This window comes from Niastella sp. OAS944 (genome assembly GCA_024809215.1).
GTDB lineage: Bacteria > Bacteroidota > Bacteroidia > Chitinophagales > Chitinophagaceae > Niastella.
This window is the reverse complement of sequence record JANUBW010000002.1, coordinates 725,221-750,237: the sequence shown is the minus strand read 5'-3', so window position 1 is coordinate 750,237 and position 25,017 is coordinate 725,221. Positions and strand designations below refer to the sequence as shown.

At 42.9% G+C, this 25,017-nt stretch carries 20 protein-coding genes and 1 tRNA gene; 9 read left to right on the top strand and 12 right to left on the bottom strand.

Annotation, left to right across the window (positions count from 1 at the left end; all coding sequences use genetic code 11):
* The first annotated feature begins 36 nt into the window (after positions 1-36).
* Together GGD38_RS13630 and GGD38_RS13625 are read left to right on the top strand one after the other, a co-directional pair.
* On the top strand, positions 37-1,236 hold the full coding sequence (locus GGD38_RS13630; RefSeq protein WP_375300284.1) for an NRAMP family divalent metal transporter: 1,200 nt from the start codon (positions 37-39) through the stop codon (positions 1,234-1,236).
* A 263-nt stretch (positions 1,237-1,499) separates the two neighbouring features.
* Complete coding sequence (locus tag GGD38_RS13625) at positions 1,500-2,765, top strand: DUF4407 domain-containing protein (RefSeq protein ID WP_375300285.1); 1,266 nt, start codon at positions 1,500-1,502, stop codon at positions 2,763-2,765.
* Here the strand turns inward: GGD38_RS13625 and GGD38_RS13620 are convergent.
* From GGD38_RS13620 to GGD38_RS13600, 5 genes are all read right to left on the bottom strand, one after another.
* Positions 2,757-3,248, bottom strand: a complete 492-nt coding sequence (locus tag GGD38_RS13620) for a hypothetical protein (protein WP_375300286.1) — start codon at positions 3,246-3,248, stop codon at positions 2,757-2,759. The genes GGD38_RS13625 and GGD38_RS13620 overlap by 9 nt on opposite strands.
* Positions 3,249-3,391: 143 nt before the next feature.
* Positions 3,392-4,006, bottom strand: a complete 615-nt coding sequence (locus GGD38_RS13615; RefSeq protein ID WP_375300287.1) for an SGNH/GDSL hydrolase family protein — start codon at positions 4,004-4,006, stop codon at positions 3,392-3,394.
* A gap of 374 nt (positions 4,007-4,380) precedes the next feature.
* On the bottom strand, positions 4,381-7,050 hold the full coding sequence (locus GGD38_RS13610; RefSeq protein ID WP_375300288.1) for an outer membrane beta-barrel protein: 2,670 nt from the start codon (positions 7,048-7,050) through the stop codon (positions 4,381-4,383).
* 667 nt (positions 7,051-7,717) lie between these two features.
* On the bottom strand, positions 7,718-8,326 hold the full coding sequence (locus GGD38_RS13605) for a DUF445 domain-containing protein (RefSeq protein WP_375300289.1): 609 nt from the start codon (positions 8,324-8,326) through the stop codon (positions 7,718-7,720).
* 117 nt (positions 8,327-8,443) lie between these two features.
* Positions 8,444-8,517, bottom strand: a tRNA-His gene (locus tag GGD38_RS13600).
* A gap of 153 nt (positions 8,518-8,670) precedes the next feature.
* On the opposite strand from GGD38_RS13600, the gene GGD38_RS13595 reads away from it, so the two are divergent.
* From GGD38_RS13595 to GGD38_RS13570, 6 genes are all read left to right on the top strand, one after another.
* Positions 8,671-10,827, top strand: a complete 2,157-nt coding sequence (locus tag GGD38_RS13595) for a carboxy terminal-processing peptidase (RefSeq protein ID WP_375300290.1) — start codon at positions 8,671-8,673, stop codon at positions 10,825-10,827.
* A 149-nt stretch (positions 10,828-10,976) separates the two neighbouring features.
* Entirely contained in the window at positions 10,977-11,498 is a 522-nt protein-coding gene (locus GGD38_RS13590; RefSeq protein WP_375300291.1) for a KdsC family phosphatase, read from the top strand.
* Positions 11,499-11,723: 225 nt separating this feature from the next.
* Complete coding sequence (locus tag GGD38_RS13585) at positions 11,724-12,668, top strand: geranylgeranylglycerol-phosphate geranylgeranyltransferase (protein ID WP_375300292.1); 945 nt, start codon at positions 11,724-11,726, stop codon at positions 12,666-12,668.
* Positions 12,669-12,670: 2 nt separating this feature from the next.
* A complete protein-coding gene (locus GGD38_RS13580; RefSeq protein ID WP_375300293.1) occupies positions 12,671-13,252 on the top strand; it encodes a Maf family protein in 582 nt (193 codons plus the stop codon).
* 241 nt (positions 13,253-13,493) lie between these two features.
* On the top strand, positions 13,494-14,837 hold the full coding sequence (locus tag GGD38_RS13575) for a DUF2851 family protein (protein WP_375300294.1): 1,344 nt from the start codon (positions 13,494-13,496) through the stop codon (positions 14,835-14,837).
* A 117-nt stretch (positions 14,838-14,954) separates the two neighbouring features.
* Positions 14,955-15,707: a glycosyltransferase family 2 protein gene (locus tag GGD38_RS13570; protein ID WP_375300295.1), complete on the top strand. Its 753-nt coding sequence runs from the start codon at positions 14,955-14,957 to the stop codon at positions 15,705-15,707.
* Positions 15,708-15,772: 65 nt separating this feature from the next.
* Here GGD38_RS13570 and GGD38_RS13565 read toward each other — a convergent pair whose 3' ends face one another.
* The 7 genes from GGD38_RS13565 to GGD38_RS13535 form a co-directional block, all read right to left on the bottom strand.
* On the bottom strand, positions 15,773-17,152 hold the full coding sequence (locus GGD38_RS13565) for a glycosyltransferase family 39 protein (RefSeq protein ID WP_375300296.1): 1,380 nt from the start codon (positions 17,150-17,152) through the stop codon (positions 15,773-15,775).
* Positions 17,149-17,745 (bottom strand): hypothetical protein, encoded by a 597-nt coding sequence (locus tag GGD38_RS13560; RefSeq protein WP_375300297.1) that lies wholly within the window; start codon positions 17,743-17,745, stop codon positions 17,149-17,151. Before GGD38_RS13560 ends, GGD38_RS13565 begins: the two co-directional genes overlap by 4 nt.
* Positions 17,746-18,559: 814 nt before the next feature.
* Positions 18,560-19,279 (bottom strand): SDR family oxidoreductase, encoded by a 720-nt coding sequence (locus GGD38_RS13555; RefSeq protein ID WP_375300298.1) that lies wholly within the window; start codon positions 19,277-19,279, stop codon positions 18,560-18,562.
* Positions 19,280-19,337: 58 nt separating this feature from the next.
* Positions 19,338-20,294 carry a helix-turn-helix domain-containing protein gene (locus tag GGD38_RS13550; protein WP_375300299.1) on the bottom strand — a complete coding sequence of 319 codons (957 nt, stop codon included), beginning with the start codon at positions 20,292-20,294 and terminating at the stop codon, positions 19,338-19,340.
* Positions 20,295-20,416: 122 nt separating this feature from the next.
* A complete protein-coding gene (locus GGD38_RS13545) occupies positions 20,417-22,861 on the bottom strand; it encodes a TonB-dependent receptor (RefSeq protein ID WP_375300300.1) in 2,445 nt (814 codons plus the stop codon).
* Positions 22,862-23,063: 202 nt separating this feature from the next.
* Positions 23,064-23,387, bottom strand: a complete 324-nt coding sequence (locus GGD38_RS13540) for a hypothetical protein (RefSeq protein WP_375303832.1) — start codon at positions 23,385-23,387, stop codon at positions 23,064-23,066.
* Between the two features lie 246 nt (positions 23,388-23,633).
* Positions 23,634-23,981, bottom strand: a complete 348-nt coding sequence (locus GGD38_RS13535; protein WP_375300302.1) for a winged helix-turn-helix transcriptional regulator — start codon at positions 23,979-23,981, stop codon at positions 23,634-23,636.
* Between the two features lie 92 nt (positions 23,982-24,073).
* Here GGD38_RS13535 and GGD38_RS13530 point away from each other — a divergent pair, with 92 nt between their 5' ends.
* Positions 24,074-24,814, top strand: a complete 741-nt coding sequence (locus GGD38_RS13530) for an SDR family NAD(P)-dependent oxidoreductase (RefSeq protein ID WP_375300303.1) — start codon at positions 24,074-24,076, stop codon at positions 24,812-24,814.
* The last annotated feature ends 203 nt before the right edge of the window (positions 24,815-25,017 follow it).

Here is a 25,017-nt window from a genome sequence, read left to right as displayed (position 1 = left end):
CTCAATAACCAAGAAGCAATACTATAAACTGCATTGATGCAACCAAATACTAAATCTGCTTTGTTAGGAGCGGCTTTTCTAATGGCCACCTCAGCCATTGGCCCTGGCTTTATTACCCAAACTACGATATTCACCCAACAACTGCTCACCAGTTTTGGATTTGTAATATTGGTTTCCATCATACTTGATATTGCTGCGCAGCTGAACGTATGGCGCATTATTGCCGTTACCGAAATGCGCGCGCAGGACCTTGCCAATTCATTATTACCCGGCATGGGTTATTTTCTTGCCATACTTATTGTATTGGGCGGACTGGTATTCAACATTGGGAATGTTGCCGGCGCAGGGTTAGGGATGAATGTTGTATTCCCTTTTGATACCGATCTAAAACACCCGGTCATTGGCGCAGGTATTAGTGCCGCCATTGCATTGTTCATATTCTGGTTTAAAGAAGCCGGCGTAGCTATGGACTGGTTTGCAAAGATCCTGGGTTTTGTAATGATAGGGTTAACATTATATGTAGCCATCAGCTCACACCCACCGGTAGGGCAGGCCGTTTTGCATTCGTTTATTCCGGTTACCACCAATACCACCGCCATTGTAACCCTTGTTGGCGGAACAGTAGGCGGATACATTAGTTTTGCCGGCGCACATCGTTTACTCGATGCAGGTATAAAGGGGCAGCAACAACTACCTCAGGTAACCCGCAGCAGCGTGAATGCAATTTTGCTTGCTTCAGCTATGCGTATTCTGTTATTCCTTGCCGCATTGGGAGTGGTTATGGCGGGTGGTGTATTGCTTAAAGACAACCCCGCCGCATCGGTATTTAAAATAGCTGCCGGCGATGTTGGTTACAAGATCTTTGGCATAGTATTATGGAGTGCTGCCATTACATCGGTAGTGGGGTCTGCCTATACATCGGTTTCATTTTTACGTACCCTGCACCCGGTGTTTGAAAAGAACCAGCGACTGATCACTTCATTGTTCATCCTTATCTCCATGGGCATCTTCGCCTTTTTGCAACAGGGAGCAGTGCAATTACTTGTAATAGCAGGCGCTCTGAACGGATTGATATTACCAGTATCACTTGCCTTGTTATTAGTGGCCGCCAATAAAAAGCGGCTGGTGGGCGATTACAAACATCCCATTTGGCTAACAGGCGTTGGTATTATAGTTGTGGTGATTATGAGTGTCATGTGCGTTAATGCTATTGTATCGCTTATGAGCAATGGATAGCATTCAATGTTGTTGCTATTAATATAATTACCGTGTTGCATGCGTAATTCTTCCTTTTTTATGCAGTTTTTACCAATGATATATTGAATAAATATCAATTGTTTTCCGGCACGATTTTAACATTGTTAATTGCGTTTCTTTTTACGTTTCATTTATACACATACCGATTTTTTTATCGTTATTTGTAATATTCCAACCCACTCAACCCACCTATAAGAGATTTAGTTTCTTAACAATTATCCATTAATTAAACCGTAACGGTTATGGCTGACAATCAGCAAGGTCCTGATACAGGCTTGTATACCTATGACTCATTTACCGGACGAGGCCCCGGAAAAAAGGCCGACACTAATTTTTTATGGTGGTGTTCCGGTGCTCACCAGGAACTCTTAAAACAATTTCCCTCTGAACACAGTAAATACTGGGGATTAGGCGGTGTTATTCTGGCCACCTTTGTGCTAGCCGCATTATCATCTGGTTACGCCATTTACAGCGTGTTTGGCAATTGGGGCTGGACGCTCTGTTTTGCCGTAGTTTGGGGATTGATCATCTTTAATTTCGACCGCTTTCTGGTTTCTACCATGCGCAAGTATGGTGTTAGCCCCCGCAAACAATTGTCGATGGCAATACCCCGTATGGCGCTGGCGGTGCTTATTGGTTTTACCATTGCACGGCCGCTTGAACTGAAGATCTTTGAAAAGGAGATCAACACAAAAGTGATTGAGAACACCCACAAGAAAATTCAGTTGAACGACAGTTTACTGCAGGCCGAGAATACCGCGTTGATGCAAACTACCGAAGCAGAACGCGCCCGGTTGTACGAACGCAAAAAGAACATTGAAGATGACCTGGCGCGTTTGCAACAATCTTATGTAGCGGAAGCCGATGGTACCGGCGGTTCACAAATTCGGGGCGTGCAAAAGATTGCCAAACTGAAATTAGATGCCTACAATTCATCTACATTACAGGCAACGCCCGAGCTACAGTCGTTAAGTAACAGCATTCATGTGCAGGACAGCATACTGGCCAATGCAAAAAGTAATATGGAAGCCAAACGGGCGAAGTATGAATTGAGCGCATTGGAGAACGTTGGTTTTTTGGAACGCAACAAAGCGCTTACCGACCTCGCTTCTGAAGAAAACAGCGTTTTCTGGACAAGCTTCTTATTATCGCTGCTCATCATTTTGATAGAAGTGGGGCCCATTATTTCAAAACTCATTATGCCGGTTGGCCCATATGATATTGCGCTGGCAAAAGAAGAACTGACCAGCATGGCTGCTGCGGAAGAAGAGATGCGCCGCAACAAAGAAATGCTGGTGAATAAAAAAGACACCTGGTACAAGAAACAAAAAGAAGTTTCGGACCAGCTGGTTGAAAAAATGACAACGCTACAGCAAAAACACATCGACGAAGAACTCGACAAATGGGAGCGGGGCGATTGGAACCCACGCGATCACCGGGCGAGCATGGACGAAGTAATGCGCAAAATAAAGGAGCGTTACCAGTTCAACGGGGAAGACCTATTGTAAGTAAATATAAGCGCCGCCAAGGCCTGCAAATAACAACAGGGTTAGTAGGAATACCATCTTATTAACCCTGTATCTTTGTCGGGCTGCAGGTAATAATAGAAATATAACTGCCAGCAATACCAGCAAAATAGCCACGCCAAAACCGATCATTGAGTTGTCGAACTTTTTTACTTTCATTACCTTTTCGGTGGTCATTATGCTGGCAAGGGTCATGGTGAAAAGTAAAATGGGAAGGCCCAGCATAAATCCCAGGCGTTTGCCTTTCAATAAACACCAGCCTGCAATAATACCTGCAAGTGCCACTGAGTATGTTCTAAGATCAGAGAAGAATTCGTTTTTATTGATAATAAAAGATCCGTTCTGAACAGAGTAGGATTTGGAAGTTTCGCCAAACGATCCCATCACCTGCATTAGCAGGAAAACGATACTGATGAATAACACCAGAATGCCGGCATATTTTTCTTTCCAGGATAACTTTTGCATAGGGAGTTTCTTTGGTAAATAGAAGGTCTGCTGGTTTTAAGTCGCAAGTTACAGGTTTCAGGGTACAGGTTGCAGGGCCTTCATTTAACAGTTCGCTAAATTTGTATTCCCCTGAAACTTGACATCCTGTAACCTGCAACTGTTTATTTAGAAATCGTTTGCTGAATTTTTTGTGAAAGCTTTTCTGCCCAAATCGCATGTTCCTTTCCTGAATAATGTAATTGATCACCGGCCAGTAATGAGGTGTCGTTGGCTGCCAGCCGGGTGCCTGCAGTTATATCAATATAATGTACATTATATTTTTCTGCAAACAGTTTGTTCACTGCATTAAACGAATCAATTTCATGGGCAATGGTATCGCTGTTGCGGTCTTTGGCAAAAGGCGTTACGCCCCAGTCGGGTATACTTAAAATAAAAACATGTTTTTCGTTTTTGCCGGCAAACTCAATTGCCTGTCTTAATAATGCTTCAAATTGTTGGGTATACTCCTGCAGGCTTCGGGCGCGGTACTGATTATTTACGCCTATAAGCAGGGAAACAATATCGTACCGGGGAAGCAATTTGTTGTTTGCAATGCCGGCCTGTAACTCGTCTGTCGTCCAGCCGGTTTTAGCTACTATTTCAGGGGCATAAAACGAATACCCGGCTTTACGCAGCAATTGTACCGTTTGATAGGGAAAGCTGTCATAAATGGGCACATTTTCACCAATGGTATAGGAGTCGCCCAGCGCCAGGTAAGAATATGTTGTTACAGACATACGTGCAAAATACGAATTCCTTTTAAAGAGGAAAGATCCCACTATTATGATCAATATAAATTCCAAATCCCAAGATCCAAGAACCAAAAAAATCCCAAATCTCAAAATCCCAAAATCAAAAAACAAATTCCAATCCTTCTAACTGGACCTTAAGATTTGGAAATTGAAATTTGTTTGGAACTTACGATTTGAGATTTGAGTTTTTATTATTTGGATCTTGGAATTTGTGATTTGGAACTTCAATAAAAAGGGGCTGATTACTCAGCCCCCGCAACATAATCATGTAGTTAACCTTAATGTTGCTTTATAAATCCTGTATTTGCATTTCCATTAGCACATTAGCAAATTATCACATTATCACATTATCACATTGCCTACTGTCCCATTCCCTGCATTCCATTCTGCATACCTTCCTGCTCGCCTTTCATGTTTTTGCGTTTGAACAGGGCCACATCAAATTTACCAAAGCGGTAGCTGAAGTTCACGCGAACCAATTGCGGATCTCTTCGGCGCCAGTCGTCCTGTACAAAACCGCTTGCTTCGGAGTGAACGAAATATTTGCGCGTTCTGAAAATATCGCTCCAGTTTACCGATACGGTAGCTGTATTCTTTTTTATCTGGAAGTCTTTACGTACACCCATATCAACACCATAATAAGGATTTACATATCCTTGTGTAGTTGTTGTGGGGCCACCGCCAAAACCACCGCCACCGCCGCCACGGCCACCACGACCGCCGCCGCCACCGCCACCACCGCCATCACCACTGTTGCTGGTGCTTACAGGTAATGCGCTTTTTGCCTGGTAATCGCCACTGAGCTGAAAGCTCCATCCTTTATTGAATTTAAAGTTGTGGTTCATTTTGGCCGTCCAGCTGGTGCGTTCATTTTTCAGGGTAGATATTACGTTGCTGCCGTTGATCTTTGAGTAGTAGACGTTGGCGCTTGTGGTAACATCCCACCATTTGGTAAGGGTATTACGTGAAATGAGTTCCAAACCGCTTGCATAAGCAGTGGAGGCGTTTACATAAGTAGAAATCCAAACAATACTATCAGGATAGGCTTCTACTGAACCCTGGTACTGGTAACGGGCTATCAGGTCTGTTGTATATTTTCCAAATAGGGTAGCCAGGAATGTATTGCTTTTACTACCATAGGTTTTCTGGTAACTCAATTCAAGTGAATGCGTGAACTCGGGTTTCAGGCCAGGGTTACCGGTTTGATAGTTCAGGATATCGGTATAATCGGTATTGGGCATTAACTGAAAGAAGTTAGGCCGGTTAATGCGGCGTGTATAGTTCAACTGCAGATCTTGCTTATGCTCCAGCTGTTTGCTTAAAAACACACTGGGGAACAGGCTGATGGGGAAATCGTTGGTATAGGTGTCTTTACCAATTTGTTTTCCTTCATAGCCACTGCTTTCGGCACGTAAACCTAACTGGTAGCTAAAGCTTTCTTTTATCTTTTGCGAGTAGGTTACATAACCTGCGTACACATGGTCGGTATATTCGAAATTATTACCAAATGGCGTGTTGCTGTTGTTGAGGTAGTTAGATTGGAAACTTTCAAACTTACGCACCTGTGCACGTAAACCGGCTTCCCATTTTATTTTCTCTGTAACGGGGTTCACATAATCTGTTTGTACAGTAAGGAACTTGTTTTTTCCACCGGCATCAACCCGTTGCAGGTTTTCGAAAGCATCGATGGGTTTTACCATTTCCAGGTCGCTGAACGACATGTAGCGGATATCGCTGTAGTTGGTATTCTTACTTTGGTTAAAATTTATATCGGCTGTCCACTCTTTGTTTGGTTTGGCAAACAGGTGTTTAAAGCTGAGCTGTGTGCCATAGTTGCGGAAATTGTTTTTCCCCGTTGTATTACGATACTGGGTATAGAAGTCTACTATTGAATCGTAAATATAATTGGTACGGTTATCGGGTTTGAAATCGCCGTTCACTATTGATTGAGAAATAGAAATAGTATTACGGTTGTCAACGAAATAATCGAGCCCGAACCGGCCAAAGGCAAAGGCGCCATCAAATACGCTCTTACTGGTTTGGGTTGTGTACAGGTCTTTAATACCTGGTGCAAAGCTCAACCGGTCTGTTTCGCCCCAGCCTTTTGATTTACGCTGGTTGTACATGGCGTTGGCAAAAAAATTAACCTTACCCTGGCGGATGTTGATGTCACCACCGCCATTGAATTTTCCGCGTGAGTCAACGCCGGCACGTACGCTACCGTTATAACCTGCTTTACGGTTCTTCTTTAATATAATATTTAAAATGCCCGACTGGCCGCCGCTGGCATCATACTTGGCCGATGGGTTGGTAATGATCTCCACGCTTTGAATGGCGTCGGCAGGTATCTGGTCCATAGAAAGGGTAGTGGGGCGCCCATCTACAAAGATCTGTGGGGCCGCATTACGCAGCGAAACATTACCATCAATATCAACGTTGAGTGATGGTACATTACGCATAACGTCTATGGCGGTACCACCGGCTGAGGTTATGCTTTTTTCCACGTTGAAGATCTTACGGTCAACTCCCATTTGGATCATGGGTTTTGTGCCGGTAACTGTTACATCCTGCAGCACCGAGGCATCCTGCTCCATTTTTAGGTTGCCCAGGTCTTTATCAACCTGCGATAACATTTGCGAGCGGTCTACCCCGGGCCCCATTTTAATATCGAAACCAATTTTTTGTTCAATGGGTTTGTAACCGATGGCGGTAATAACCAGTTTGAATTGTCCGAATACGGGCAGGTTTTCGAGGCTAAAATCGCCGTTACGGCTGGTAAGCATACCGCCCACAACTACATCGGCTCTTTTTTTTGTGGCGGTATCGAATTTGTTTTGGAATAGTTGAACTGAGGCGGCATCCAATCCCTTATTGGTTGCTTTGTCGACAATACGCCCATAAAAGTGACCAATATTCATTTGTTGGCCACCGCCTTGCCTTTGTGCGCCTGGAGCCATGCCGCCAGGGATTTGGGCATGTGCAGTTTGGAAAATGGCAAAGAGAGCAATGATCCATCCGGTAAATTTCATATGTTAGGTGCTATGGTTGAGAACAATTTGACGCAAAAATGACGTAGAACTTGTGATGTGGACATTATTTGTGATGAACGGCTTTTAAGTTGTTTAGTTCTGAGTTCTTAGTTCAAAGTTGTTTTATTTCGGGGCTCGTTATTGAGTTTCAGGTTTCAAGTCTCAGGTTTCAGGTTGTTCAATTTCCAACTCGCTATAAGTTTAACCTGTTCAACTTCACAATGCTTAGTTCATCATTTACAGTTATATACTTATTAAGTTTAGTTTATTTCGCTTTTAGTTGCAGGAAATGCGATTTGCTCGCAGAAAACCAAAAAAACTTGCAGAAAATAGGAATCGCTCGCAAGATTTTTGATTCGCTCGCAGAAAATTTGATTTGCTCGCGGAATTTTGAATTTCATCGCATAAAATGAGAAACGCTCGCGAAATTTTAGATTATCTCGCAGGAAATGAGAATCGCTCGCGGAAATTTAGATTATTTCGCAGAAAATGGGAATCGCTCGCAGAAATTTCGATTTGCTCGCAGGAAATGAGAATCGCTCGTAGAATTTTTGAATATCTCGCAGAAAAATTGAACCGCCCGCAGATATTTCGTTTTGCTCGCAGAAAATAGTAATTTCTTGCAGAATTTCTGATTTTCTCGCAGAAAATGAGAATCGCTCGCAGATTATTGCAGCAGGTAAACTATTCCAACCTGAATTAAGCCAATCAAAAAGCCAATTAAACCAAAAAAGAATCCGGCGGCGCGTAATTCCTTTTTCAAACTACTATACATGGCTGTTTCAAGTTTATTGGAAGACAGTTTTGCAATTTTTGAGGCTGCCATTTGTTCAAGGTCGAGGTCTTGTTGCAGGTTTTGAACATAACCTTTAATGATCACCGGAAAAATTGTTTCCAGTTCTTTCATAAAAATGCCTTTGAGCGTTTCGATGGTCTTTTCGCCAATGAGCATACCGATCATTGGAAAAGCTTCTTTAAGCTTGTTACGCAAAAAATCATCAACATGCACTTCGGCCACAGGCATGATCTTTTTTATATTCTCTTCGTTGGTGAGTTTTGACTCAATTTTATTGAACGAAACCAATTCCTTACTAACCAGTGCGCCTATTTGTTGGGCAAACTGAGGCTGCCGTTTAGGGAATATACCCTGAATGGTGATGCCGAATACCCGTACAGGTTGCTGGGGCCTGAACAGCATTATTACCGCTAACCGGTTGGTTACCCAGCCAATAAATGCAGATGTAACAGGAATAATGATCATCAACCACCAGTTCATAAAAAGCATTTTTAAGAATAAAACCTTGCATTTGTGCCGGGGAAATTATACATTTCCGAAGCCGGTAAGGGCTATAAATAAAAATCCTCCCGACTGGTGTCGGGAGGAGTCTCTGAGGGAGGATGAAGGGTTTCGAACCCTCGACCTCTAGAACCACAATCTAGCGCTCTAACCAACTGAGCTACAACCTCCGTGTTGAGGGTGCAAATGTAGGAAAAAAAATGATTTAGTAACAAATAATTCTAAAAACCTTTCATCAAAATGGCTTGTTAATTATACTATTAGTGCAACAACCCATCTTTTTTATCGTTATTTTTGAATTGATGCCTAAAGTTTTAAAATATATGCTACAACGAAAAAATTTACCCATTGTCTTGCTATTATTCGGTGCTGGTCTGATCCTGGCGTTCCGTTCGCTGGGTTTTGGGTTGGGTAATGGTAATCCGCCAACGAAATATGAAAAAATACTTCATAATGTGGGGGAGATGCTTTCTGAGATCCATTACAGTCCAAAAAAGATCGACGATAATTTTTCAAGGGAGATCTTTAAGAAATTCCTGGGGGAGAAGATCGACGATCAGAAAAATGTGCTGCTGCAATCGGATATTCAACAGTTGAAAAAATACGAAACTAAAATAGATGATGAGATCCTGGGCGGGGCGGTAGCTTTTGTTCCGGCCGTAGCCGAGATCTATAAAAAGCGTTTACCGGAAACTGAGGCTATCTATAAAGAGATACTGGCCAAACCTTTCGATTTCACAAAAGATGAATCGGCCAACTTCAATGATGAAAAGTTAGATTATCCTAAAACTGAAGCCGACAGAAAAGAGGCCTGGCGCAAACGGTTAAAATACCTGACGCTTGAGCGCTATTACGACCTCATGGAAGATCGTGATAAGAATAAAGGCAAGGAAAACTTTGTAGCAAAAACTGATGAGCAACTGGAACAGGAAGCCCGTGACCGGGTTTTAAAAATATTGGACCGTAATTACAATCGCCTGAAATTTAAAGTAAGCGACGACGACCGGTTTAACGAATTTGTAAAAACCATCACCGAGTCAATGGACCCGCATACCACCTTTATGCCGCCTGTTGACAAACGGTATTTCGATGAAGAAATGAGTGGTCGCTTTTATGGCATTGGCGCCTCACTTCGTGAAGAAGATGGTTTGATCAAGATCGGTTCTGTATTGGCTGGCAGCCCTGCCTTAAAATCGGGCGAAATTGGTGTTGGCGATGCCATCATTAAAGTAGCACAGGGCCCCGCTGAACCTGTTGACCTTACCGGTTATACTGTTCAGGATGCCGTGAAACTGATCCGTGGTAAAAAAGGAACTGAAGTACGTTTAGGAATCAGAAAAACGGATGGTTCGGTTAGAACCGTAACCCTCATCCGCGATGAAATTATACAGGACGAAACTTTTGCCCGCAGCGCAGTGATCAACACGCCTAAAGGTAAACTTGGGTTTATTTATCTGCCTGAGTTCTACGCCGATTTTGATAATCCAAAGGGCGCCCGTTGCTCGGAAGATGTTCGCAAAGAGATCGTAAAATTAAAAGAACAAAAAGTAGACGGCATCATTATGGACCTTCGCAACAACGGTGGTGGTTCATTATACGATGTAGTGCAAATGGTTGGTTTGTTCATTGAAGGCGGCCCCATTGTACAGGTTAAAGACCGTGAAGGCAAACCACAGGTTTACTACGATCGCGATAAATCGGTTTTATATGATGGTCCACTGGCTGTAATGGTTAATGAGTTCAGCGCTTCGGCTTCTGAGATCTTTGCTGCAGCTATTCAGGACTACGACCGTGGCGTTATCATCGGTAGCACTTCTACTTATGGTAAGGGTACCGTTCAACGTAACATTGGTTTAGATAAAACAATGGGTTTCCTTGATCCTAACAGCGAACTGGGAACCATTAAACTCACCCTGCAGAAGTTCTATCGTATCAATGGCGGTTCTACCCAATTGCGCGGCGTAGCGTCTGATGTGAACATCCCCGATATTTTTGAGTACACCAAGATCAGGGAGAAAGACAATCCGGATGCTTTGGCATGGGATGAAATTCAAAAGGCCGATTACAACCGCTGGAAATTTGGTTTGGACCTGAATCCGATTAGAAAGGCCAGCGCAGAACGTCTTAAAAATAATGGACTGTTCACCACCATTCACAACAACGCTGAATGGCTGGCTAAACAAAGCGATAAACAGGTTTCATTAAGCCTGAAAAAATACGTAGAAGAGCAGAAAAAGAACAAGGCCATTGCTAAACAAATTGAAACCCAGAACAAATTACCGCATGAACTGGCTGTTGAGCCCCTGGCCGACGACATGAAGCGTGTAGAAGGTGCTGGCGATGCTGCTAAGCTGGAACGTTTCAAGAACTGGCTGAAGATCCTGCGTAATGATCCTTACCTCGACGAGGCAACCAATGTGTTAAACGACATGGTTACCCAAACCAACTTGGTTTATGCCGATGTAAATAAAAAGCAGTAAATACATTCGATTCTTTGTATATAAATAAAAGAGTGGGTCACTTTTTAAAGGTGGCCCACTCTTTTTTATTTTAAGGCTACCCGATTTCTTCATTTCATCTCTGGCATAACAGGGATTTTCGACTTATTTTTGCAGCCATTCAAATAAGCATGAGCATTTTAGACAAATTTAAGCAGGTCACCACTTTCGTCTTTGATGTAGACGGCGTACTGACTGATGGTACGCTGTTTGTTTTTGATGACGGACAGTTTGTACGACGCATGAATATTAAAGATGGATTTGCCCTACAGCTGGCCGTGAAAAAGGGCTACCGGGTTGTTATTATTTCGGGCGGGGCAAGTGATGCCGTTACGCAGCGGTTAAACCGGCTGGGTATAAACGATGTTTTTATGCAGGTAACCGATAAAAAGGGCAAACTTTCGGAATATGTAACACAGCATAACCTGAACTGGAACGAAGTAATGTTTATGGGTGATGATATTCCGGATTATGAAGTAATGCAACAGGTAGGGGTAGCCTGTGCACCATCAGACGCCGCAACCGAAATAAAACAGATAGCCAATTATATTTCGTTATTGCCCGGTGGCCAGGGCTGTGCCCGCGACGTGATTGAAAAAGTGCTGAAGCTGAACAATAACTGGGAACTACATACTGATGTACGTAGTCGGTAAATCCCAAAAATCAAATTCCAAGATCCAAATAAATTCCAATACCCAAATTCTAAAAAACAATAACAAATTTTAAAACCCTAACATTAGCCCTAAAACCAAATTCAGTAACCGGAGAAGTGTTTGGAACTTGTTGTGTAAGATTTGGGTTTTTATTCTTTGGATCTTGAGATTTGTATTTTGAGTTTTTTATTTGGGTCTTGAGATTTGTGAGTTGAGATTTTTATTATGAAACTACTGGCAGCATTTATACGCCTTATACGTTCAGTGAACCTATTGTTCATTGCCATAACCCAATTGCTGTTTCAGTATTGTATAGTAAGGCCCATCTTCGAAAAAGTACAGGCGCCGCCGGTGCTTACAACACCCCTCTTTTTTATTCTTATAGCCGCCTCGGTGTTAATAGCAGCGGCCGGTTATATTATCAATGATTATTTCGATTTGAACATAGACCTGGTGAACAAGCCCAATAAACTGGTGGTTGAAAAGATCATCAAACGCCGCTGGGCCATCATCTGGCACCTGGTGTTATCGGGGGCTGGCGTAGTGCTTAGCGCATATGTTGCCTGGAAAACACGGGTGTGGTGGCTGATACCAGCCAATATGGGTTGCGTAGCCGCCCTTTGGTTTTACAGCACCATATTCAAAAAGAAATTACTAAGCGGCAATGTGATCATTTCATTGCTTACCGCCTGGGTTATATTAGTGATAGGCTTTATAACACATTATGTGGTTATAAAGAAACCTGAGCTATATGCGCAAATAGAAGCGTCGAAACTGATGCGCCGTACTTTCCTGTATGCAGGTTTTGCCTTTATTATTTCTCTTATAAGGGAAGTGGTAAAAGATATGGAAGATATAAATGGCGACGCCCGTTATGGTTGCCGTACCATGCCTATTGTATGGGGCATCAATGCCGCTAAAATATTTTCGGCCACCTGGCTTATAGTACTCCTTACCGCCGTTGTTATTATGACGGCATATATACTACCTTTTGAATGGTGGTGGGCGGCTGCCTATTGTGTTTTGTTTATCATTATTCCCTTAATATTATTGTTGCGAAAACTGATAAAAGCCATAACACCGGCTAATTTTCATTCAATAAGCACCTGGTTAAAGTTGATCATGCTGAGCGGTATTTTATCGATGCTGTTCTTTAAACTCTACTCATAAATATGAAGGGCTCCCGCATTATACTGGCATCCCAATCGCCCCGCCGCAAGCAATTGCTTGAATGGGCTGAAATTAAGTTTGAGATAGTGGTGCAGTCTACCGATGAAACCTACCCGCCCCATATGCCGGTGCCCGATGTACCGGTACACATAGCCCGGGAAAAAGCCCTTGCGGTAAAACAAAAGTATGAATCGCTTAACCATGCCGATAATATCATTATTGCTGCCGATACGGTAGTGGTGTTTGGAAATACCATTATAGGTAAACCGAAGGACAGGGAAGATGCGTTGGATATACTTGCCCGTTTAAGTGGCCACAAACACCAGGTAATTACCGGGGTGGTAATTGTAAAAGGAGAACAGGAAATTGCCTTTGCCGATGTTACCGATGTATGGTTTCACCCGCTTACCAGCGAACAGATAGCTTTTTATGTTGACAAATATCAACCCTACGACAAAGCCGGCGCTTATGCCATACAGGAATGGATAGGTGTGGTGGGTATAAAATCAATTCAGGGAGATTTTTATAACGTAATGGGGCTGCCCGTTAGCAGGGTAGTGTCGGCGTTGGAAAAGATAATGTGAAAATGAGTAAAATAGAGAATGTGTAAAAGAAATGGAATGCGAAATATTTTAGTAAAGGAAAAAGTTGTAAGTTTGGTGTAGGCAGGTCTTATTTGTAACTCGCTCTCTTGGTATTTTCATTTAATAATTCAATTAGTAGCCACTCTGTACAGTAGCAAATTGTGCAAGTCATAGGATCTAAACGGTTCTAAGGCATTTGCATATTTCCTCATTTTTTTATTTTCTTATTTGCTAATTTTTTATGACAGAAAGGCTTTTACAATACCTCTGGCAGTTCCAGTATTTTAATAAAGACAGGCTGGTGCTCGATAACGGCGATACCTTTCAGGTAATTCATGCCGGTCGTTATAATACCAATCAGGGTCCCGATTTTCTTGAAGCAAAGATCAAAATTGAAAATACATTGTGGGTGGGGCATGTTGAAATACATGTAAAAACCTCCGATTGGTACAAGCATGCCCATCATTTCGATCGTAATTACGATAATGTGGTGCTGCATGTGGTATGGGATAACGATTTACCCGATAGGGATACCCGCATTCCGGTATTTTCGTTACAATCGAAAGTGCCGGTTATGTTATTAAGCCAATATGAGCATTGGATGCGTAATAAAGCCGGCTTTATTGCCTGCGGCAGCCAGGTAGGCGATGTGTCGCGCATTATTTGGATCTCATGGCGCGAAAGGTTACTTGCAGAGCGGATGCAACGAAAATCAGCTACCGTTTTTTCGTTTTTGCTACAAACCAATCAGCATTGGGAAGAAACCTTTTGGTGGCTGCTGGCCCGCAACTTTGGGGCTGCCTTAAATTTTGAGCCATTCGAGGCCCTGGCCAAAAGTTTGCCCATAACCCTGCTTGCCCGCTACAAGAACCAATTACCAATGCTGGAGGCTTTGTTGTTTGGCCAGTGTGGTTTGCTCGAAGGCGAGTATGAAGATGAATACCCAATCATGTTGCAACGTGAATACCGGCATTTAAAAACAAAGTATAAACTGCAACCCATTAGGCAGGCTGTGCATTTTCTGCGAATGCGGCCGGTGAATTTTCCAACGGTGCGCCTTGCTCAGTTGGCCATGTTAGTACACCAGTCGAGCCATTTGTTTGCTTACATTAAGGATACCACTCAACTTAGCGATATAAGAAAATGGCTTTCAATAACCCCCAGCGGTTTTTGGGATAACCACTATACCTTTCAAAAAGATTCGGTAAACAAGCCCAAAAAGATGGGTAGCCAAATGATAGATACACTCATTATCAATACGGTGGTGCCGGTTTTATTCGCCTATGGGTTGTTACACAATGAAGAACCGTACAAGAACAGGGCGCTGAACTGGCTCGATGAGCTGGAACCGGAAAATAACTCCATCACCAACGGCTATTCCCAATTGGGTATTGTAAATAAAAGCGCCTGTGATTCGCAAGCGTTGCTCGAGCTTAAAACCCACTATTGCGACCCTAAAAAATGCCTCGATTGTGCGGTGGGCAATGCATTGCTAAAAAGATCGGCAGCAGTAATGGCCGTACCGGCCGCCGAAGCGCCGTATGAGGCAGTACCCCACAAATTAACCATAGCGGCAGAGCCATAATAAACAAGGAACCAAAAGCAATAGATATTTTGGCTGAAAAATGCTGTAAATGCTTTATTATTGCCGGATTATCCCGTCTGGGATACGCTTATATTTGACTGATCGTTATTACTAAGTATGATTAAAGGAAAAAAAGTAGTAGTAGTGCTGCCGGCATATAATGCAGCCAAAACTCTCCGGCCAACCTATGATGAAATCGACAGATCTGTTGTTGATGATGTGATCCTCGTTGATGATGCCAGTAAAGATGATACCATTACTGTTGCCCGCGAAATTGGTATTCAGCATATTGTAAGGCACGAGAAAAACAAGGGTTATGGTGGAAACCAGAAATCCTGCTATAATAAAGCCCTGGAAATTGGCGCCGATATTATCGTAATGCTTCACCCCGATTATCAATATACGCCCGCATTGATAACCCCCATGGTTTCACTGATTGCCAATAATGTGTACCCGGTTGTACTGGGATCCCGTATTTTGGGCAAAGGCGCATTAAAAGGTGGCATGCCGTTGTACAAATACTTTTTCAACCGCATGCTTACTATGACACAGAATATTCTGATGGGACAGAAATTGTCTGAGTACCACACCGGCTACCGGGCATATTCGAAAGAAGTGCTGCTGTCGATCCCGTTCCAGGATAATTCCGATGACTTTGTTTTCGATAATGAACTGCTTGGACAGATCTTTTTCAAAGGTTATGAAATAGCCGAGATCACTTGTCCTACCAAGTATTTTGATGAAGCCTCTTCTATCAACTTCAAACGCAGCTCAATTTATGGATTGGGTGTTTTGCGGGTAAGTATGCAGTATTTCTTACAGAAAGCGGGATTAGGTAGTTTTAAAATCTTCAAAGGATTAAAGAAATAAAGTTGACAAGTATATAAGTTAACAGGTTGACAAGGTAACTCGTCAACCTGTTTTTTCGTTTATACCTATTTAGTTTCCCACTTCAGTATCTTTTGCGACCAGCTTACCAGCAGGCTGTTATTGGCCATATACAAAAGCATTAATGGAAATAATTTAAACAAACCTCTTTTGGTTGAATTATTAAGATCGAGCAGGGGCAATAAATAACCCAGCAACGGAAAGCCTAAGTAAATAACCAGCACGGCATACAGCCAGTTACGGGTGGCAGGTGTTAGTTTTCGTTTTACCACCAGCTCCAGCGCCAACAGCAAAATGAAGAAGTAAATAAAGTATCCATAGTACCCTACACCCATATCGCTAAAGATGAGCTGGCTGTTTATTTCTGAAAAACGGTTAAACAGCGGCGACAGATCGAACAGGTTATTGTTCACCAATTGGCCAATGTTATATTGCACCGGCAGGTAGCGGTTTATGAAAATGGTGATTGAGATAATATAGGCCAGTACCGATGGCGCCACAAAAAATGCACTGCTCACCAATCCCTTTACAATTCCCGTCTTATTTTTCCAATGATGCCATAGTATTGCCGGTATCATTAAACAGGCAAGTATCAGGGTCTCTGACCTTATGTAGGTAGCAATAGCCATCAGCAAACCGGCAAAAGCCAGGTAACTACGTTGCTGGTTCTCATAAAACCGGTACAGGTACCAAATGGCCAGGCAAAAGAATACGGCATTGCTATAATCAAACAGCACCATAAAGGTGTACGCAAACATTTCGGGAATGGCCATAAAGAACAACACCAGTAACCCGGCAAAGATCCTGTGCACCGTAAGTGTAAGGGCCTGGTACAAGAAGATGATAAAGCAGGCTACGATAGTGCTTAACCATACCTGGCCGAACTCAAATCCGGCATATTTATATATGATCTGTAAGCAGGTTATAAAAGGCGGTTTGAAAACGTTGTTGGTGGTTTCGAGGTTTACACTGAAAACCGAATTGATCATGGTCTTTTCGCGAATGGCATATTCGGCAATCACTTCGGCTCCTGAGGTAAGGTCGCGGGGAGTGGGCGGAAAATAAAAACAACGCCAGGCGCTTACGAAAATGATGAACGCGATCATGATCACAAACGGCAGTTCATACAATTTAGGTTTAAACCTGATATTGGACTTAAGTTCGTTTAAGCGGGCAATACCCGATTTGAACTTTATGTTCAATAAAACACAGGCTATTATTATTGAAATGAATACGTTAGTTGACGTAAGCGGAATGTAGGCCAGCTGTAATACAAACGGCATTACAGAAAAAACAGCCACTCCTAATAAGATGGCCAGGGGTATGAACAGGCCTGGTTTTCCGTCAATTTTAAACAGGTTCAGGATGCCAAAACCTGCAATGAATTGGATGATCGTTAAGAGTACAATGATCATTATGCCGCTCATAAAGTGATTTTGAATTTTTTAAATGCTGCGATGGTGTCCTGCAAAACCTGTTTATTGATGACGCTGTCAAAGCCCAGTCCGCCATTTTTAGCGGTAAGCACCCAGTTGGCCTTATTTGCTTCGGGGCTGTTGGCCCAAATAGTTTTCAAACCCGTCATGTAATAAAAAACGGCTGGTTCGGGAACGTGGATCTGCAGGCCGTTTGCTGCGAAATAGTCGGTAGGCGGCAGCAGCAGCAATACTTTATTGGCATTGCCTCTTTTTTCAAAAAAGCTGGTAACGTTTTTGGCAAACAGGTAATCGGTTTGGTACCGTGCCAGTTTACGTTCTTCGAGGTCGAGGTTCAGCTTTTGTTCTTTATAATCTTCCCAATAGGGTAAAATCCGCTGGTTGAGCCAGAGTTTATTGGGTTCAATACCAAAGAATATCAACATAGAAATAACCGCCGCCACCAGTAAGATAAATGCCTTGAAACCATTGGTGGTGGCCGTGGGAGCTTGTTTTGGTTGAGTGGCCGCTGGTGATGGTTGAACCGGTTGAGAGCTGCTGGTTGAAGCAGTGCCGCCCTGCGAGACGGTTTTCTTTTTTTTCATCTAAACGGTTTTATATTTTCGATGGCGTACGTTGTTAACGCCTTGATTTTGCAAATATTATATCTTTTTCCCGGGCTTTCGCCAGGCTGCCAAATAATTTTTGGGCAATGTTAGGGAAAAATAGATATAAACAATAAAAAAGAGTCATACGCCAATTGGCGGATGACTCTTTACCAGTGGATCATAGACATTGGGCGGGTTCTTCCAGGATATTCATTTTCTTACATTATCCGCTACGGCAGATAAATAATGAGTTCCTTCATCAACATAATAATGCCCTGTAACCAATAGGGAGTGAAACATTTTTATGTATTGATCAGGAACCCCATTCATGGTTTTCCAAAGTGTATTTCTGAACTTAAAACAAAAACAAGCTAAGTTCCGTGCATATGCACAGAGTTTCAATTTCTTCACCAACATGTATTGGAACTGCTTTTTATGGGCGGTAGCACTTGACCTCAATTAACCAGTTACCTCAGGAAAAGGTCGCACGTTTGAATTTCGCTTTATCGCAACTAAAATCATTCCTATCTTTTTATTTCAATAAAAAAATGTAAATGATCAATTTATTTGGTTGCTTTAAATCACAAGCATTATGCCATCATTATTTCCCATTACGAGATGTTCGCATATTCAAACGGTTGAAATTTATAAGTTTAATTTTTCAATACCTGATGCAGGGCCTGAAATACCCAATACGGTAATTTAATAATGTGATAATGTGATAATTCGATAATGTGATAATGCCTCTGCGCTGCCTTCTGAATAGTCGCGAGCCTGTATTTCATTATCACATTATCTCATTAGCTAATTATCACATTAAACTAAAGCCACCATCGCAATGGATCACAGAGCCGGTCATATAGTTATTAGAAAGTGTAAAAATTACAGCTTCGGCTATTTCGGTTGCTGTGGCCGCACGGCCTGCGGGTATGTTGCCAGTAAACTGTTTGAAGGTTTCCTGTTTAGCTTCTTCAGGTACAAAGTTCCACCAGGGCGTATCTACTACGCCGGGAGAAACGGCATTGATGCGAATGGGTTGCAGTTCCCTGGCAAGAACAGGTACCATTAACTCCAGCGATCCATTAATGGCCGCAAGCCCCGATGTGCCGGGCTTTTTAGCGATTGATGAAATGGCCGTAATGAGGGTAATACTGCCGGTTTTATTAATATAGGGAAGGGCCGCCTGCAAGGTGTTGAGCTGGGGCCAGAATTTTCCTTCAAACCCTTCGCGCAGGTCCTGCAACGATAGTTCGGCAAAATTACCCATGCCTTTGGCGCCACTTACTGAAATTACCAGGTGATCGATAGGGCCGGTTTGTTTAAAGAAGGCATCGAGCGCCTCACGGCTGGTGCTATCAACTGCCTGCGTTTGTAAGGCAGTGGTTTGTTGTAGCTGTTTTAGTTTATTTGGGTCGCGACCAGTAATGGTCACTATTGCCTTGCTGTTTGCTAAAATTTGGGCTGTTGCCAAACCAATACCTGAGGACCCGCCTACTACTACTGCCTTTTTGTTTTCGAATATTGTATTCATTTTGTTCTGTTTTGTAGAACAAATGTCCTGCGAAAACTGCCTTGCAAAATTGACCAAATCATGCATTGTATTGACCCGATACATTCTTACGATATGCCATAGTTGTATCGCCGGTCATTTTTTTAAAGAAGCGATTAAAGGCCGCCGGTTCACTAAAGTTGAGTTGATAAGCTATTTCAGAAATAGTTGCCGTGGTATATTTCAAAACCGCTTTGGCTTCCTGTACAAGCATTTCCGATATAGCCTCCGATGCGGTTTTGCCGGTAATATCTTTTACCATGCGGTTTAAATGATTGGCGCTTACCGCAAGCAGACTGGCATAATCGGTAACCTTTCTTTTTGATAAAAAATGCCTGCTCACCAGTTTTTGAAAATGGGAAACCAGGTAAGTATTGTCGGCGTTGGTGGCATGAGCGTGTAATTGCTGACGTTCGTAACTTCTTTTTGCTTCCAGTAAAAGCAGATAAAGGTAGAGCCTGATGGCTTTTTCCCTGCCGGGCCGGTTGCCTTTCAGCTCTTCATTCATATGGAGAATGAATTGTTCAACCCGTTCAATTTCGTCGGGTGATAGTTGAAAGAAAGGCGTGCCCGTTACATCAAAGAAAGGGAACTCCTGTGGAATGCTGCCTGTAGTAATGAGCTCCTGAATAAATCCTGAATTGAACAACAGGTAATAGCCAAATGTATCGGCCCTGATATTGCTTTTGGAAAACACCTGGTTGGGCCAGGTAAAACTTACTGTGCGTTGCTGGTGTTTAAAATGTTCGAGACCTATTTGTATATCTACACCACCGGTAATGGTTATGCTTATACGATAAAAGGCCGATTTAAGCGGACCTAACGATGGTTTTAACCCACGACTGCTGTACAATTCAAAACCTTCAACCGGTTGCATAGTATCGAGCCGGTTATAGCCGAAATCAGATGTATCGTCTTCCTGCCGGTGTAAGGGCCGGAAGCCTTTCAAAACATACTGTGGTATTTCGGGTAAGGCGCTGGTTGATCTTTTGCCCATGGCGCAAAGATAAATAAGCCTGATTTCTGATTTTGAGATTTAGGGATTTTGAGATTTGTCAGCGGGCAAGCCTCTGATGAAATCTCAAAATCCCCAAATTCCGAAATCTCAAAATTGCTTTATTAATTCCATTTAAAATCGAGCGGTATATTTAGCTTGATGCCAAAATTGCGGCCCATATTAAAAACGCCCGTTCTGCCGGTTACATTGTTAACGGCTGCATATTTTAACCGGCTTAAATGATTTTGATACGCTACATCGCCCAGGTTATAGGCAGTGAAACGCAGACTGAACAAGGTTTTTCCTTTGCTTACGAAATCGCCGCCGATACCGGCGTTGATCAACCAGTAATCAGGTGTGGCAGTCTCTGTATCGAAACCGGTAAATGGGTTATCCTGTTTAAAAGTATAATCGCTTTCGAGGTTGATGTGCAGGTTGCGTAAAGCTTTTCCTTTTGGTAAAAGGCTTACTGCCAAATCGGTGAACAGCCGTGCTGCAGGAATGAATGGAATGTTCTTAATGCCATCCACTTCTTCAGTGAATTGAGCGCGGGTATACGAAAATGCATTTCTGAAGTGTAACCAGTCGAGCGGGTGGGGGTGAATATCAAGTGCCAGTTCGGCGCCATATAAATTGGCATCCTTTTGATCAAAGCGATATACTTTCAATTCATCACCGGTTTCATCGTCGATCATTACAGAATCATCGCCGGTGCTGCCCAACACTTTTTCATAAAAGATGAAATCTTTAATATGATTATAGAATATGCTGGTCTCCAGTGACACGTGCTCTGAGTTTAATTCAAACCCGCCGTCAATTTGTAAGCTGGTTTCCGATTTAAGATCATTATCGCCCAGTTCGTAGCGGTTGGTGCCTTCATGTGCGCCATTGCTTGCTAGTTCGGCCAGGTTGGGCGCCCTGAAACCACGGGCTACATTGGCTTTGAGTGTTACAAGATCGCTGGCGGCATAGCTAACTCCTACGCTACCCGAAATATTGCTGAAGTTACGTGAGAAGGCGGCAAACTTCAGATCGTTATCAATAGTCATTTGTTTGCCATCAACGTGGCGGGTGTCGAAACGCAGGCCACCACTGAGCGACCATTTATTTTTATTGTAATGGGTATATACAAAACCACCAATATCGAAAAGATCATAATCGGGTATGATCACTTCTTCGCCTTTATTGGTATTGTTTTGCGACATGCCGTTTACACCAATGGTTGTTTTCCAGTTTTGCGTGGAAGGAAGGTGCCAGCGAAGGGCGTAGTTCACGGTCTTTAGATTAAACCAGGCATCGGGTGTTTCGGTTTCATCGGGATTGCCAAATTCCTGCCGTTGGTTTTGCTGATAACCTACTACTACATCGAGGCTGTTTTTACCCAATGCAAAGTTGTTCTCCGATGAAACCTTGAAATGTTTGATATGCTGATAAGGAACGGCCGGTGATATTTTTTTGAAATCATCGCTGGTGGCAATGCCTTCATCACCCCCTGGTAATGCTTTAAGAAATTGTCCGCTGGCGCTGTCACGTTCGCCCTCTACCATGCCTATACGTTGATCGAAATTGCTAACGAGCAGGTGGCTGTAACCCCAGGCGCCGCTGTAGCCCAGCATTCCACCTAAATTCTGGTTATAAAATTTTGAGTTGAAAACACGGCCATCGTATTTGTTCTTATAATCCTGTGCGCCTTTGTATGAGCCGTAGGCGTTCCAGCTAAAGCCATTTTTTGTACCGGCCACGTCGCCATAAAAGCCACGCAGGGCATTGTTGGTTTGGTATTCTCCTAATATATTGGCGTTAATATGACCATCAGCTACGGGCCGTTGTGAAATGATATTAATAACACCGGCCAGGGCATCGCTGCCATACATAAGAGAGGCGGGGCCTTTCAACACCTCAACACGCTGAATACTGTAATCGTCGATTTCAATACCATGCTCATCGCCCCATTGCTGGCCTTCCTGTCGAATACCATCGTTAATGGTAACAACCCGGTTATAACCCAAACCGCGAATAAAAGGTTTGGTAATGGCCGGCCCTGTGCTTAGCCCGTTTACCCCGGGTACTGTTTTGCTTAATGCGTCAATTGCGTTGGTTGAAGAAACATTAAAGAGTTGTTCTTTCTTTAATACATCTACTGGTTGTGGCGATTGCCTGATGCGGGTTGCGGAAGAAACGCCGGTTACGGTAACTTCTTCATTTTCTACCACCGCTTCTTTTAATTCAAAGTCTTTTTGGGTATCGCCGTTTATGGCAACTGTTTCTATTATAGAAGAATATCCGCGGTAAGTGATCTCAATAAGGTATTTTCCGGCATTTAAATTCGCAATACGGTACTGGCCTTTATCATCCGACATGGTGCCTTTCTTCAGGTCATGTAAATATATGCTGGCTCCGGGTAAGGTTTCGCCGGTTTTAGCATCTGTTATTTTTCCTGAGAGAACACCGGCTGGTGTTGCTGTTACAGGTGTGTGATGATTGCTTGTGGTAAGATTTTGCTGGCTATAGGAAAATAAACTAAACAGGCAATATATAAATGTAAGAATTGCATTTATTGCTTTCATAAATGAATAGTATGATAATTAGCTAATGTGCTAATTTGATAATGTGCTAATGAATACAGGATTATGTTATAATGTGATAATTGGATAATGAGATAATTCGATAATGAAATACAGCTTATAGGGCGGAACGCTGAATATTGTCAGGCACTCCGAAATTCAGGCATTATCACATTATCATATTAGCTAATTATCACATTGGCATTTAACTTACCGGGGGAGCGCGAAGGGAGCGGAAGTACTTAGTAACGGCCGGGAAAGAATAAACAGGTTCGGTGTGCGGTTTATGCATTATGATCACCGGCACCTGTAATTCAGGTACTATAGTTTCAGTAAACGGCAGGTTGAAATCATTGATACAACCGCAGGCAAACTGAATTTCCTGGCTTGAAATGGGTTTTGAAGAAGATGTGTGCTGTGGGGATGCGTGTAACCAATTGTGCAGGTACAAACTCATCCCCATTTTCTGGCTGAACACCAGAATAAGCACCAGGGTGGTGAGCTTTGTTATAATGCGGTTACCTGTCATCGGGTACAAAAATAGGAGAAATTTGCAACAATGGTACAAAAAAGTATGCTGGCTAAGGTGTCGGCAATCGGCAATATCGGCAATCGGCAATAGCCGACGGGTCAAACTGCTGATAATTATCAGGAACTCCGAAATTCAGGCATTATCACATTAGCAGATTATCACATTATCACATTAGCAGATTATCACATTATCTCATTAGGATATTAGCCCATTAGCATATTAGCACATTAGCCCATTATCTCATTAGCCCATTCTGTTTTCGTCTCCCCAGTCGCTCAGGCTTTGTAAGATGGGTACCAGGGAAATGCCTTTGGGGGTGAGCTCATATTCAACCCGGGGCGGAACTTCGGCATATACAAGCCTTTTTATCAGTCCATCCTTTTCCAGCTCACGTAATTGTAAAACCAGCATTCGCTCCGTTACAATGGAAATGGAATCGCGTAATTCGCTGTACCTCATTTTGCCATGGGTGAGCCGCCACAGGATAGCAGGTTTCCATCTGCCGCCAACAACACTGAGGGTATAGAACATACCGCATACCTGTTCATTTCTTTGTTTGTTGATGGTATTGGTTGAATTCTCCTTTCGCATTACTTACATTTTTGATAGTACCTAACAACGTTATATGTACCGGCAAATGTACTATGCGGCCGATAGTTTTGCAATTAATAAAAATGTAAATCATGAAGAGATTAACGAACAAGGTTGTATTTATTACGGGTGGAAGCCGCGGCATTGGTGCGGGTATAGCTAAACGTGTGGCTGCCGAAGGCGCCGATGTAGTGTTCACTTATGTAAATGCAGCCGGCAAAGCGCAAGAAGTAACAGATGAGATCAAAAAGACAGGACAGCAGGCATTGGCCATTCAGGTTGACAATGCATCGCCCGATGGTATTACAAATGCAATTGAAAAAGCAGTTGCCAAATTTGGCCGCATCGATATTTTGGTGAATAATGCCGGGGTATACACTGCCAAACCATTGGCCGATTATACATTGGAAGACTTCGACAGCAACATGGCCGTGAATGTGCGTGCTGTGTTCCTCGCTTCACAAAAAGCGGCTGCGAATATGCCGAATGGCGGCCGCATCATTACCATTGGCAGTAATATGGCTGAGCGGGTTGCCTTCCCAACAGGTACTTTGTATTCAATGACCAAAACTGCGTTGATTGGCTTAACAAAGGGTCTGGCGCGCGATCTGGGGTCAAAAGGTATTACGGTAAACCTGGTTCAACCAGGGCCCATTGATACCGATATGAACCCGGCGGATGCGCCCCATGCCGATATGTTGCGCAATGCAATGGCCATACAACATTATGGCACACCTGAAGATATAGCTCAGCTGGTAGTTTACCTGGCTGCCAATGAAAGCCGTTTTATGACGGGTGCTGCATTGACAATCGATGGTGGTTTTAGTATATAACTACGTATGGTTATCTTTTGTGCAATACGGGGTTAAAATACCCCCTAAAAAAATATATGCTTTTGCTGCTGCAATAATGTTTTACAAGCAAGTTTTGCCAATAAAAAAACCCTCCTGATCTGAAACCGGGAGGGTTTTATATTTCGACATGTTTGGTGAGGCAGAAATAATAATGAAACATTTGCAGACGAGGGATTACAAAG

What these genes read in the sequence shown, in the direction of transcription:
- GGD38_RS13620 (WP_375300286.1), bottom strand. Translation starts at nt 3,248, where the DNA reads ATGCAAAAGTTATCCTGGAAAGAAAAATATGCCGGCATTCTGGTGTTA.
- GGD38_RS13560 (WP_375300297.1), bottom strand. Translation starts at nt 17,745, where the DNA reads ATGAAAAAAAAGAAAACCGTCTCGCAGGGCGGCACTGCTTCAACCAGC.
- GGD38_RS13535 (WP_375300302.1), bottom strand. Translation starts at nt 23,981, where the DNA reads ATGCGAAAGGAGAATTCAACCAATACCATCAACAAACAAAGAAATGAA.
- GGD38_RS13545 (WP_375300300.1), bottom strand. Translation starts at nt 22,861, where the DNA reads ATGAAAGCAATAAATGCAATTCTTACATTTATATATTGCCTGTTTAGT.
- GGD38_RS13615 (WP_375300287.1), bottom strand. Translation starts at nt 4,006, where the DNA reads ATGTCTGTAACAACATATTCTTACCTGGCGCTGGGCGACTCCTATACC.
- GGD38_RS13540 (WP_375303832.1), bottom strand. Translation starts at nt 23,387, where the DNA reads ATGACAGGTAACCGCATTATAACAAAGCTCACCACCCTGGTGCTTATT.
- GGD38_RS13595 (WP_375300290.1), top strand. Translation starts at nt 8,671, where the DNA reads ATGCTACAACGAAAAAATTTACCCATTGTCTTGCTATTATTCGGTGCT.
- GGD38_RS13530 (WP_375300303.1), top strand. Translation starts at nt 24,074, where the DNA reads ATGAAGAGATTAACGAACAAGGTTGTATTTATTACGGGTGGAAGCCGC.
- GGD38_RS13575 (WP_375300294.1), top strand. Translation starts at nt 13,494, where the DNA reads ATGACAGAAAGGCTTTTACAATACCTCTGGCAGTTCCAGTATTTTAAT.
- GGD38_RS13555 (WP_375300298.1), bottom strand. Translation starts at nt 19,279, where the DNA reads ATGAATACAATATTCGAAAACAAAAAGGCAGTAGTAGTAGGCGGGTCC.
- GGD38_RS13550 (WP_375300299.1), bottom strand. Translation starts at nt 20,294, where the DNA reads ATGGGCAAAAGATCAACCAGCGCCTTACCCGAAATACCACAGTATGTT.
- GGD38_RS13585 (WP_375300292.1), top strand. Translation starts at nt 11,724, where the DNA reads ATGAAACTACTGGCAGCATTTATACGCCTTATACGTTCAGTGAACCTA.
- GGD38_RS13565 (WP_375300296.1), bottom strand. Translation starts at nt 17,152, where the DNA reads ATGAGCGGCATAATGATCATTGTACTCTTAACGATCATCCAATTCATT.
- GGD38_RS13580 (WP_375300293.1), top strand. Translation starts at nt 12,671, where the DNA reads ATGAAGGGCTCCCGCATTATACTGGCATCCCAATCGCCCCGCCGCAAG.
- GGD38_RS13570 (WP_375300295.1), top strand. Translation starts at nt 14,955, where the DNA reads ATGATTAAAGGAAAAAAAGTAGTAGTAGTGCTGCCGGCATATAATGCA.
- GGD38_RS13630 (WP_375300284.1), top strand. Translation starts at nt 37, where the DNA reads ATGCAACCAAATACTAAATCTGCTTTGTTAGGAGCGGCTTTTCTAATG.
- GGD38_RS13590 (WP_375300291.1), top strand. Translation starts at nt 10,977, where the DNA reads ATGAGCATTTTAGACAAATTTAAGCAGGTCACCACTTTCGTCTTTGAT.
- GGD38_RS13625 (WP_375300285.1), top strand. Translation starts at nt 1,500, where the DNA reads ATGGCTGACAATCAGCAAGGTCCTGATACAGGCTTGTATACCTATGAC.
- GGD38_RS13605 (WP_375300289.1), bottom strand. Translation starts at nt 8,326, where the DNA reads ATGAACTGGTGGTTGATGATCATTATTCCTGTTACATCTGCATTTATT.
- GGD38_RS13610 (WP_375300288.1), bottom strand. Translation starts at nt 7,050, where the DNA reads ATGAAATTTACCGGATGGATCATTGCTCTCTTTGCCATTTTCCAAACT.